The following is a 12,058-nucleotide window of genomic DNA, read 5'->3' on the forward strand; positions in this document are numbered from 1 at the left end:
GTTTAAATGGATAATCTCCTGGAAATCTGGTTAGCCTCTGGGGCGTACAACCTCAAGGCTGGTCAGTTGGTGATGATCATAGTGGGTCTGTTTCTGCTTTATCTTGCTATCAAGAAAAAGTTTGAGCCACTACTACTTCTGCCGATCGGTTTTGGCGGCATACTTGCCAACATCCCGCAAGCGGGCCTGGCACTGTCGGCCGTTGAAAATGCGATCTACATGGGTGGGCCTCAGTTCCTGACCGAACTGTCCAGTCTGCTTGGTGTTGCATCAGGGGCTGTAACCGAGCTGACTGAAGCCTATCGAGGTGCTGAGCCATCGCTGAAGTCAGCGGCCACGCTGCTGGCTCAGGATGCCGGATACAATCATGGTATGCTCTACACCTTCTACTCAGTGACCGTTGCGTCAGGTGCTGCACCACTGATTATTTTCATGGGTGTTGGCGCCATGACCGATTTCGGTCCGCTGTTGGCTAACCCGAGAACTCTCTGGCTGGGTGCTGCTGCTCAGTTCGGCATCTTTGCCACAGTACTGGGTGCCATCGGCATGACCATGCTCGGCATAGTGGACTTCTCGATCCAGGATGCTGCTGCTATCGGCATCATCGGTGGTGCTGATGGTCCGACAGCGATCTATGTGGCAACTGTTCTGGCCCCTCATCTGCTGGGTGCCATTGCCGTCTCTGCCTATGCCTACATGGCATTGGTGCCGATGGTGCAACCACCGATCATGCGTCTGCTGACCACGCAGCGTGAGCGTCAGATCAAGATGAGCCAGTTGCGCCCTGTGTCTAAGACAGAGAAGATCCTCTTCCCGGTTTTGCTGATGATGCTGGTGGGTATGCTGTTGCCGGATGCAGCGCCGCTGCTGGGTATGTTCTGCTTTGGTAACCTGATGCGTGAGTGTGGCGTGGTTGACAGGCTGAGTGATACGGCCCAGAACGCGCTGATCAACATTGTCACGATCTTTCTGGGTCTCTCTATCGGTTCTCAGCTGGTGGCCAGCAAGTTCCTGGATATTCAGACTCTGGGTATCATGGTTCTGGGTATCGTGGCATTTGCCATCGGTACCGCGTCAGGGGTCATCATGGCCAAGATCATGAATGTCCTGATGGGTGGTAATGCGATCAATCCGTTGATCGGTTCCGCTGGTGTATCGGCGGTGCCTATGGCGGCTCGCGTATCCAACAAGCTGGGTCTGGAAGCCAACTCTCAGAACTTCCTGCTGATGCATGCGATGGGCCCGAATGTGGCGGGTGTCATCGGATCTGCGATTGCTGCAGGTGTGATGATCAAGTTCGTAGGCTGATCCGTTAAACGGACAGGCTGAATCACAGGCCTAAACCGATCGGGTGGTACCGATGGCAAACTGACTGATCTGCTGCCTTGCTTCCTGCAGGGCAGCAAACAGACTGTTCGGTACCGCCTGATGCTTGTCATGAGTCAGGCCAACGTGTCTGACCAGATGCACCCCCTCTATCTCACGAATACAGATATCCGTCCGTTGATTATGCGAATGCAGCGGAATAATGGATACGCCCACCCCCGCGGCCACCAGATCCAGTGCATACTCCTCAGTCTTGACGACTGCTTTCACGTTCAGTGAGATATGCTGACGCTGAGTCAGATAATTCCATTGTTGAATCACATCACAGGGTGTACGGCTGACAAATGGCATCTGATCGAGCTGATTGAGTGAGATCTGTTCCTGCTCAGACAGTTCATGGCCGACCGGCATGGCCAGAACATAGTGATCATCCCACAGGTGATGAAACGCCTCTTTCTGATTATTGCACAGACTCTGACAGGTCAGTCTGAGCTCTGCCGCCTCATCAAAGTCCACCAGCGTAAGATCAACACCTGGTATCGTTTGCAGCAGGGTTTTCAGCAGCAGGCTGACGCGCTGCCCCGAAAGAAACGGCATCAATGAGATGCTCAGTGGCAGCCGGTCGGCAGGTTCGTCAAACAGGGTTTTGATTGCCCGTGATGCTTGCAGCAGGCTGCAGGCTTGTGGATAAAGTTTAGTTGCCTGAGCGGTGGGGGTCACTCCCTTCGCGTGTCGGATGAACAGCGGCTGTCCGAGTTGATCTTCCAGTATCGAGATAGCTGCAGAAATAGAGGGCTGTGAGATAAAGCAGCGCTTAGATGCAGCGCTCAGGCTCAGTTCCTCGTAGGCCGCGACAAAGTAACGAAGATTTCTCAGTTCCATTTTTGCACACTCATCTGTCAGGATAGAGAACCAATATAGGCAATAGCTTCAAATATTTCCATATGGTAAAGCTTTTATCTATGCCTGATGCAGGAAAAGGATATTTCACTGTCACGTTTGAACGCGCTAAGGTGTTGTCATCAAGCATTGGGTGATAGGGGTTGGAGATGGATATGGGAGACAAAGAGATGGGCAAAGATTTTCTGGAGTCGCTGGGTGTCAATCAGTTGATGCATCAGGGTGAGTATTGCAGCCTGCTCAGTGGCGGCAAGGCAGAAGCAGGTAAGGGAGAGTTGTTCACTATCACGACCCCTGTGGATGGTTCAGTGGTTGGGCGATTCCGTGATGCAGGAGCCGATCAGCTTGACCAACTGGTAGCGGAGATGGAGCAAGCCTTTATCGAGTTTCGTACCGTACCGGCTCCACTGAGGGGTGAACTGGTGCGTCGTATCGGTGAGTTTGCGCGTGTACACAAGGAGGAGTTGGCGCAGGTGATCACGCTCGAAGCGGGCAAGATTCTGCCGGAAGCGCTGGGAGAGGTGCAAGAGTGGATCGATGTCTGTGATTTTGCGGTCGGCTTGTCACGTCAGTTGCATGGTCTGACCATCGCCAGTGAAAGGCCGGGTCATCGCATGATGGAGCAGTGGCATCCGCTGGGGCCAGTCGCTGTGATTACTGCTTTCAACTTTCCGATGGCGGTCTGGTCCTGGAACGCGATGCTGGGGCTGGTCTGCGGTAACCCGATTCTGCACAAACCTTCCGAAAAGGCACCACTGTGCGCGCTGGCCTGCTTTGCGATTGTTCAAAAAGCACTGGATACCATGCCTGAGCTGCCCAAGGCTATCTGTAATGTGGTCATTGGCAGACGTGCAACAGGCGAAGCAATTGCTGCAGATCGCCGTTTCCCACTGGTTTCTGCGACAGGATCAACCGGCATGGGCAAGGCGGTAGCGGCGACGGTCGGTGCGAGGCTGGGGCGTTCACTTCTGGAGCTGGGTGGCAATAATGCGATGATTGTCAGTGATGCGGCTGATCTGGAACTGGCTTCGCGCGCTATCGTGTTTTCTGCCGTGGGTACTGCGGGACAACGCTGTACGACACTGCGACGCTTGATTGTGCAGTCATCTGTGCTGGATCAGCTGTTACCGAAACTGCTGAAGGCCTATGGCTCTCTGCCTGTTGGCAACCCATTGGAAGAGGGGACTCTGGTTGGCCCGCTGATTGATGAGCAGAGTTATGGGGCGATGCAGAGTGCTCTGCAGCAGGCGCGTGATCAGGGTGGCGAAATCCTCTTCGGCGGCGAGCGTGTCACGGCTGGTGTACCTGAAGGCGGTTTCTATGTCAGACCGGCTATCGTCAGCATCGCACATGATGCCCCAATTGTTCATGAAGAGACCTTTGCACCGATTCTCTATGTCATGACCTATGATCGCTTTGAAGAGGCGATCGCGATTCAGAATGAAGTACCACAGGGGCTCTCATCGGCAGTGTTCACCGAGCGCATGCGTGAAGCCGAGCTGTTCCTGTCGGCTGCCGGTTCTGATTGCGGCATCTCCAATGTCAATATCGGTACATCCGGCGCAGAGATAGGCGGCGCCTTCGGTGGCGAAAAAGACACGGGCGGTGGTCGTGAAAGCGGCTCCGATGCCTGGAAGAACTATATGCGCCGTAGCACCAATACGGTCAACTATGGTGGTGACCTGCCGCTGGCGCAGGGCATCCGTTTCGAATAGCCGCTAGCCGCAAGGGGTTATCAGATGCAGCAGGCCGAAAGTCTATGGAGTGCCAGTGCTGTCGAAGCCGCAGTGGGTGATCCACTGCAGGAGTCGATGAGTGCGGATGTTGTGGTGGTCGGCGGTGGTTTTACCGGCTTGTCCACGGCATTGCATCTGGCGCGTCAGGGTGTCAGCGTCATTGTGCTGGAAGCGCAGGAGATAGGGCATGGTGGCTCGGGTCGCAATGTCGGGTTGGCAAACGCCGGGCTATGGATGGAGCCGGATCAGATGGCCAGTAAGCTGGGCGAGGGGCCTGGCGAGCGTCTCTATCATGAGTTGGCACAGGCGCCAGACCTGGTGTTTTCGCTGATCGAACAGCATCAGATCGCGTGTGAGCCGGTGCGTAACGGAACGCTGCATCTCGCCCACTCTGGCATGGGTGAGCGAGAACTGCAGCGGCGCTGGAGGCAACTCAATGCCCGGGGAGCACCTGTAACGTTGCTGGATCGTGCACAGACTCGCAAACGCACCGGCGCTGAAGGTTATCAGGCAGCGCTGTTTGATCCTCGTGCCGGCACGATACAGCCGCTTGCCTATGCAAGAGGTCTGGCGCGTGCGGCACAGGAGGCGGGTGCCATCATCGCAACGCAGACGCCGGTAACAGCGCTGGATCGCCAGGCACCTTCAGGCTGGCTGCTGCACACCCCCAGTGGCACTGTGGCAGCGGCTCAGGTAGTGCTGGCGACCAACGCCTATTCCGGACCGCTCTACCCATCACTGGTACAGAGCTTTGTACCGATCAACTTTTTCCAATATGCCAGCGAGCCACTGAGCGAAACACAGTTGGCACGTATACTCCCAGGCAGGGAGGGTACCTGGGATACGCGCAGTATCATGAACGCCTTCAGGCTGGATCAGCAGGGGCGTTTTATTCTTGGCAGCATGGGTGATCTGTTGCCGGCTGACCGTCTGGCGGACTGGGCCGATAACTGGATCACCCGCAGTTATCCTGAGCTGGGGCGACTCAGCTGGCAGCATCGCTGGGTGGGACAGATCGCTTTCAGTCAGGATCACTTGCCGCATTTTCATGAACTGGCCAGTGGTCTCTACAGTTGCATGGGATACAGTGGGCGGGGAATCGGACCTGGCACCTGGATGGGACGAGCGTTGGCGCAGTACCTGTGCACGGGGGATACCACTGTGATGCCCCTGCCGGTGACTCAGCCCTCGCGTGTTCCTTTGCGGGATCTGCAGGCGGCATTCTATGAGGTTGCCGCCAGAACGGCGCATCGCTTTCCACGGCTCAGTTAAAGGTGGTGTTGAAGGTGGTGTTGAAAGGGGAGGTAAAAGAGTGCTGAGCGGGATCAGTATCCCGCCAGCACCTCAATATGTGCCTGAACACTGAACGCCAGTGCGACTGGATTGTAGCCACCTTCTAGGACTGACACGATACGACCGCGGCTGTACTCCTCGGCAACGGCCATGATCTGTTGGGTCACCCAGCGATAATCCTCTTCATCCAGGTTCAGGTCGGCCATCGGGTCTTCCTTGTGTGCATCAAAACCGGCTGAGATAAATATCATATCGGGCTTGTGCGCTTTCAAAGCGGGCAGCCATCTGTTTTCCACCGCATCGCGAAAGAGTTTACTGTCACTGTGTGCCGGTAGCGGGCAGTTGACAATGTTGGGCCGCGCCAGATCGTGATAGCGCATCGGGTAGTAGGGGTGTTGGAAGGTGGAGCAGACCAGTACTTCCGGGCGATCCTTGAAGATATCCACAGTGCCGTTGCCATGGTGTACATCGAAATCGAGAATCGCAACCCGTTCAATACCGGGCTGCTTCAGCGCATAACCGGCGCCGATGGCGACATTATTGTAAAAGCAAAAGCCCATCGCCGCGCTGTATTCGGCATGGTGTCCGGGTGGGCGCACGGCACAGAAGGCGTTGTGATTATGGCCAGCCAGCACACGGTCAGCAGCCAGAATAACGCTTCCGGCCGCCAGGCTGGCAGCATGCAGCGAGTCAGGGCAGAGTGCCGTGTCGTCATCGGCATAGACGATGCCCTGTTGAGGGCTGAGGATCTCAAGTTTGCTGTGATGCAGTCTGGCATGCACCAGCTGTATCTGTTCCTGAGTGATGGCCACTGAGTCCGTCTGATCCAGGTGGTCAATCAATCCGGTACGCTCCAGCACCTTGCGGATCGCCTGAAGACGGATCGGACTTTCAGGGTGATCCGGTCCCATATTATGCAGCAGGCAATCCTGATGGCTGATGTAAGCGGTGTTCATTTTATTATTATCTCCCGGTGAAGCGGCCAGGAATATTCAATTAGAGGCGTGTCACACTTGTCATGAATATCAGGCCGCCAGACAGACATTGATACACAGCATTGTAGAGCAAAATGGGCTCTGGAGACGTTAGCCCTTGGTTGTATGCGATTTTTTTTGCTGCGCAGGCCAATACTTGATCCAGATCATGATTCGGAATCAGAACGGGGCGTAGTATTGGCCTTACAGCATAGAACTGTCTTGGGGCATCAGACGCTGTTCACCCTGCGTCCGGTGTCCCTCTTTTTTTCAGTGGTGCAAAACCGTCACTGATCACGCTGGGTTCTGCTTTTTTCTCCACTGACCTCTTCTCCACTGCCTTTTCTGCCGAAGGTACACGCCGTTTACCTATGGACTTCTGATCACGCAAGCGCTTCTTCACCTTGACGGTTTCCACGCTGCCCTTTCTGTCCGGCTCTTTCTTCTTACCGACCGCTTTGCCTGAACTGCGCACCTTTTTCGGTCCGGTATAGCTGCCTTTCAAACCCGGCAGGGCACGACGCTCGAAGCTGGTTTTCAGATAGCGTTCGATGCTCGACATCAGGTTCCACTCGTAATGAGCGATCAGCGTCACCGCCAGCCCTTCTTTACCGGCACGCGCGGTGCGGCCGATACGATGCACATACTCATCACCGCTGCGCGCCATATCAAAATTGATTACCAGATCGATACCGTCTATATCCAAACCACGTGCGGCGACATCAGTGGCGACAAGTACTTTGACCTTGTTCTGGCGCAGCAGGTTGAGCACCTGGCGGCGTTGCGGTTGTTGCATCTCACCATGCAGGACAGCTGCGCGATGCTTGTTATAGCGCAGTATGCCGCCCAGATGATCGGCTTGAACGCGGGTATTGGTAAACACCAGCGCCCGGTCGTAGGTTTCGTTGTTGAGAAGCCAGTTGAGCTCCTTTTCCTTATGCTGGTTATCATCTGCCAGTACGATCTGCTGGCGGACATGATCTGATGAGGTCTGTGCCGTACTCAACAGAACCTGAATCGGATCCTTCAGCACACGTTCGACCAGGTCGTTGATCTCGCGACGATTCAGCGTGGCAGAAAAAAGCATGGTCTGGCGTTCAGGCTGACAGGCATCGGTAATTGTCAACACCTCATCACGAAAACCCATATCCAGCATACGATCGGCTTCATCGAGTACCAGACATTCCAGATCCTTGAAGTCCAGGGTGTTGCGTTCGATATGCTCCACCAGACGACCAGGGGTACCGACAATGACTTCAGGATTGCGTCTTATACGTGCCGACTGCTCCTTGAAGCCTTCGCCACCGCAGACCTGTATCACCTTGATACTACTGAAGGCGACCAGTGATTCACAGACCTTGCAGACCTGCTCCGCGAGTTCCCGGGTCGGTGTCAGAATCAGTGCACGGGTACCGCTGCGAGGCGCATCTTTCTGCATCAACTGGTGCAGAATCGGCAGCAGGAAGGCCAGGGTTTTACCGCTGCCGGTTTCAGCACCGACCATCAGGTCACGTCCTGCCATGGCATCTTTGATGGTGCTGGACTGAACCGGGGTTGGCTCGGTAAAGCCGAGGGTTTCGATCGCCTTGTTCAGGCTGGAATCCAGGGTAATGTCAGTAAACACGCGTGTTAATTCTCACTGAGGATATATTAACCGTGATGCTAGCAGAAAATGAGGCGTTTGTCGGTCTGAGTTGGTGGTGATGACGTAGATAGTGGTACAGAGGCAGGCTTTTCAGCCCTGTTGATATCTGTCCTGTGAATCCTGTCCCATGACTGCTCTTTGACTGTATTGTGATTGCCTTGTGATTGCCCTGTGAATAGTCCCGTGGATTTAACCTGCCAGTGATGGATAAGTGCACGGGATTTCGCATTTATACAGGTCGGAAATGAGCTGTGGCTATAGGAGTGCAGGTTGAGTTGAAAATGGTTGTGCATAAAATTTCAACATCCTTCATTTACAAGCTCTTCTGTCTGCTATTTAAGGTAAATTAGCATTCTGGCCGGGTTGACTTTCTCGGCCTGTTTATAATAGTGCCGGGGGTGAGTATCTTTTGACCTGTTTTTTCAAAGCCAGTATTGACGGGGCTTGCAGCTCTGTCTCCTAGCCCTGTCCCTAACTTGTTCACTGTTTTACGCACAGAAACTGTGTGCAACCGCAGCAGTTGATATGGGTTGAGGATAAACTACCGTCAACTTAGCCTTATTTGTGTATAAGGTGTTGATGGAACTGCATGAGAAGTACCTTGTGGAAGCTCATTTCAGCTTCCGCATAAGTCTTCAGTGTTAGAAAGAGTGTTTGTGTATAAATAGCTGTGGAAATGTGTTTCTGGTTGCCGAATTCAGGCATGGCGGGCAGTTAGAAAATAACCCCCACCTTGCAACAGCAATAAAAAAGCCTCCAATGTGGAGGCTTTCGAGTTGATGGGGTAAATCAGTCTGCTTGCGATGCCGCCTCAGCGACCCATGCGGCGAATCGCCTGCGGGGTGAAGTCCGCATAGTCGAAGCGCTGGGTGAAGTCGAAACCGATACCCTCTTCGTTGGTCAGACTGCCGACCAGATAGCGACCGGACTGCAGATCGTACAGGGTTTCAGCGACATACCAGGGCACGTCGACATCTCGATACTGGAAGTGGTGGGCTTCACCGACACGCCATAGTTCGCCACGGCCATCATAGTGATCCACAACGGCAACCTGCCAGGTATCCTCGTCGATGTAGAAGCTGCGCTTGCCGTAGATATGGCGCTGGCCCTCTTTCAACGTTGCTTCCACATGCCAGACGCGGTGCAGTTCATAGCGGGTGTGCTCGGGGTTCAGATGGCCAGTGTGCAGAATATCGCTGTACTTCAGTGAGCGATCAGCCAGCTTGAAGCTGTTGTAGGGGATGTACATCTCCTTCTTGCCGACCAGTTCCCAGTTATAGCGGTCAGGTGCACCGTTGAACAGATCCAGGTTATCGGTAGTACGCTGGCCGTCAGTGGCAGTACCCGGCGCATCGTAGGCGATGTTCGGTGCCAGACGGACGCGGCGTTGACCGGCATTGTAGGTCCAGGCCTGACGTGGCTGGGTGATCTGATTCAGGGTTTCATGTACCAGCAGGATGTTACCTGTCAGGCGGGCAGGTGCTGTCACCTCCTGCACGAAGTAGAACAGGATATTGTCGGTACGATCTTCGCCGGTGGATTTCAGATAGTTAGGGAAAGCCATCTTTTCATTGATTCTGACCGGTGTGAAGGAACCGTTCGCCTGCACCGGAACCTGCACGAAAGTGCGTTCCAGAGAGCCGCCACGGTAACGGGTAAGGTGATTCCAGATCACTTCGAGTCCAGTATCTGGTACTGGAAATGCCAGCGCTTCCTGGAAATTGACCAGACCATTGCCATCGTCTGTCAGGCGTGTGTTGGCCGCATTGTGGCTGGCTGCATCATAGATTTTCTGGGGCATTGCTGCAGTGCGGTGGGTCGGGTAGACCGGCATTCTGAAGCTGTCCGGATAGCGCTGGAACATCGCCAGTTGCCCTGGGCTCAGTTGTGCACTGTATTCAGCGGCGTTGGCTGCAGTGATCACAAACAGGGGCTGCTCATCCGCAAAGGGGTTGCTGTAGCGATCGTTGCTGCTCGGCAGGCCACCATCCCAGGCAGGGATGGTGCCGTCTGCATTGCCGGCGCGTTCAGCTCCAACAGGCGTCAGATCCTGGCCCAGGCGGTCGGCGCTGGCCATGCCAGCTGTGGATAAGGTGGACAGAGCCAGTATCAGTGCTGAGCTGAGCAGTAGCTTTGGATATTTGAAACCAGGTGTTCTTACATTCATTTTATTATTCTCCCGTCAGGCTCAGAAGGCTACTGATGCGCTTAAAGCGATGAAATCACGATCTTTGTCGGCATTGAACTTGCCACCGAAGAAACTGGTGTAGGACAGGCCAACCGAATACTTGTTCATGTACTCGCCTGTCAGACCCAGGTTGATGGAGCGCTCACCCTCACGAAATGCTGCTCCTGGCTCAGGGCCAAAGCCTTTTACACCATGACGGAAGCTGGCTTCAGGAATCAGCGTCACGCCGGAGAAGGCGTTCGGGTATTCCAGGCTGCCGCGCAGGACATAACCGAAGGAGTTCTTGGTGACAAAGCCTTTTGTATCGCCGGATGCATATCCATAGACACCGTTTCGACCATATTTCAGAGCATTAGCGCCCTCATCCAGACCATGCACATGGGTCCAGCCGAGTTCTGCAACGGTTGCCAGGCGGCTGGCGCCGAGAACATTGTCATAGAACTTGATGAAGGTAGTCTGTGCCTGAGTGACATCAAAGGTTGAGTAGCCGGGCACTGTGGCACCGGGTCCTGCGTTGAGCACCAACTGATCGGCAGCATGGTTGCCTATGCCCTGACCAGTCAACTGATAGCCGAACTGGCGCAGGATCGCACCGACCAGCAGCGGACCATTCACCTGAACCGGTACATCACGCTTGTGGCTGATCTCACCGGACCAGGCGATATCGCCCAGATTGGTATTGAAGCTCAGACCCAGCATGTCGATATTTTCAGGATAGCTGACAAAGTAGGTGCTGCTGAAGGGCGCTGCTGTTGCCATACCCTGTACCGTGGCCATGGCTGTTGCCTGTGCCGCGGCCATTTCAGCCTGTGTCGGGCTCATGGGATTGACAGCATTGTTCATGATATAGCGGGTGGCGGCGGCCTGGCCTGCAGCCTGGATCTGTGCGCCCGACACCGGTGTGTTAACGCCACTGATCATTGGCAGGCGGCTGTGGTAACGTGTGAAGTAGAGCCCGAACTCGGTGTTGTTCAGCTCTTCAGCGAAGTAGCGAAAAGCCACCCCGAACTGGCCGCTGTCTTTCGCTTCACGGCGCCCGTTGGCATTGCGGTAAACCACCGGATCAAACCCGACAGCGGCCTGAGTGAAGGCTGGGTTGAAGTACAGACGATCAGGTACCCCGGCAAATGGAGTGCCGGCACCCACACGTATGCCGTTACAGCCTTGTGGCGCAAAGTCATTGCTGGAGAAGTAGGTACCGCAACCGTCTACCGCGGTGGGTTCCCACTTGAACTGGTAGAAGGCCTCAGCGCTGAGATTATCGGTCAGGCCGAGAGAGGCAAATGCCATGTTGACCGGCAGCAGGCCCTCGCGCAGTTCAGCACCTGGACGACGGAAAGCGGCAACATCGACCGGATTGATGACGTTAATGCCGCCCTGAATGAAAGTGCTTTCACCCCAGTTGACGACCTGACGACCCAGGCGAAGATCGAGAGGCTTGCCACCGACATCAAAGAAACCGTAAACATAGGCATCCAGCAGCTCAGCACCGGAGAATTTGGCGAAGCTGTTGAAGTCACGATCGTTCAGGCGGGCGCCAGGAACATAGCCATTGGGGCTGTGGCCATGAGCACGGCTGCCATCCTTGCCTTCAAAGTCATACCAGTATTTACCACGGACGAAGGCACCGAAGTTTTCGTAACGCAGGTCGAGCTCATGCAGTCCTTTGAAGACCCGGGAGAAAGTCTCGCCCTTCTTGAAGTTCTGGGTACCGTCGTCATAGCTGCCAGAGCCCAGACTGGTGCCACCATTGGGTGGAGAGACCACAGCCACACTAGGGTCCTTCAAGCGCCAACTGGCACCGACTGAGAGGTTGGAGTCCAGGCGGCCCTGAATCTCACCGATCTGAAATTCCAGTGATTGTGCCTGGCTGCTGAGTCCTGCGGCTATCAGGCCGGCCAGCAGGGCGCGTTTGAATCCCGGACGTGCAGGAAGGGCTGCACGGGGTGCATGTGATTTCATTCCCATTTCGTTCATTCCGCCTTGTTATTGTTTT

The 12,058-nt window shown here is 54.9% G+C and carries 8 protein-coding genes; 3 read left to right on the top strand and 5 right to left on the bottom strand.

What is annotated here, in order from left to right; genetic code table 11:
* Nucleotides 1-6 precede the first annotated feature (6 nt).
* On the top strand, nt 7-1,308 hold the full coding sequence (locus F7R27_RS03375) for a sodium ion-translocating decarboxylase subunit beta (protein WP_151702819.1): 1,302 nt from the start codon (nt 7-9) through the stop codon (nt 1,306-1,308).
* 30 nt (nt 1,309-1,338) lie between these two features.
* Here the strand turns inward: F7R27_RS03375 and F7R27_RS03380 are convergent, their stop codons facing one another.
* The gene (locus F7R27_RS03380; protein WP_151702820.1) at nt 1,339-2,208 is read right to left on the bottom strand and encodes a LysR family transcriptional regulator; all 870 of its coding nucleotides are present in this window, start codon (nt 2,206-2,208) and stop codon (nt 1,339-1,341) included.
* Nucleotides 2,209-2,381: 173 nt separating this feature from the next.
* Here F7R27_RS03380 and amaB point away from each other — a divergent pair, with 173 nt between their 5' ends.
* Together amaB and F7R27_RS03390 are read left to right on the top strand one after the other, a co-directional pair.
* Nucleotides 2,382-3,941 carry an L-piperidine-6-carboxylate dehydrogenase gene (amaB, locus tag F7R27_RS03385; RefSeq protein WP_240776212.1) on the top strand — a complete coding sequence of 520 codons (1,560 nt, stop codon included), beginning with the start codon at nt 2,382-2,384 and terminating at the stop codon, nt 3,939-3,941.
* Between the two features lie 24 nt (nt 3,942-3,965).
* On the top strand, nt 3,966-5,234 hold the full coding sequence (locus F7R27_RS03390) for an NAD(P)/FAD-dependent oxidoreductase (RefSeq protein ID WP_151702821.1): 1,269 nt from the start codon (nt 3,966-3,968) through the stop codon (nt 5,232-5,234).
* A gap of 53 nt (nt 5,235-5,287) precedes the next feature.
* Here the strand turns inward: F7R27_RS03390 and F7R27_RS03395 are convergent, their stop codons facing one another.
* The 4 genes from F7R27_RS03395 to F7R27_RS03410 form a co-directional block, all read right to left on the bottom strand.
* Complete coding sequence (locus F7R27_RS03395) at nt 5,288-6,211, bottom strand: histone deacetylase family protein (protein ID WP_151702822.1); 924 nt, start codon at nt 6,209-6,211, stop codon at nt 5,288-5,290.
* Nucleotides 6,212-6,470: 259 nt separating this feature from the next.
* Nucleotides 6,471-7,853, bottom strand: a complete 1,383-nt coding sequence (locus F7R27_RS03400; protein ID WP_151702823.1) for a DEAD/DEAH box helicase — start codon at nt 7,851-7,853, stop codon at nt 6,471-6,473.
* Nucleotides 7,854-8,685: 832 nt separating this feature from the next.
* Entirely contained in the window at nt 8,686-10,041 is a 1,356-nt protein-coding gene (locus tag F7R27_RS03405) for a DUF1329 domain-containing protein (protein ID WP_151702824.1), read from the bottom strand.
* 21 nt (nt 10,042-10,062) lie between these two features.
* Nucleotides 10,063-12,030: a DUF1302 domain-containing protein gene (locus F7R27_RS03410; protein ID WP_151702825.1), complete on the bottom strand. Its 1,968-nt coding sequence runs from the start codon at nt 12,028-12,030 to the stop codon at nt 10,063-10,065.
* Between the last annotated feature and the right edge of the window lie 28 nt (nt 12,031-12,058).

It is taken from the genome of Nitrincola alkalilacustris, from assembly GCF_008973755.1.
GTDB lineage: Bacteria > Pseudomonadota > Gammaproteobacteria > Pseudomonadales > Balneatricaceae > Nitrincola > Nitrincola alkalilacustris.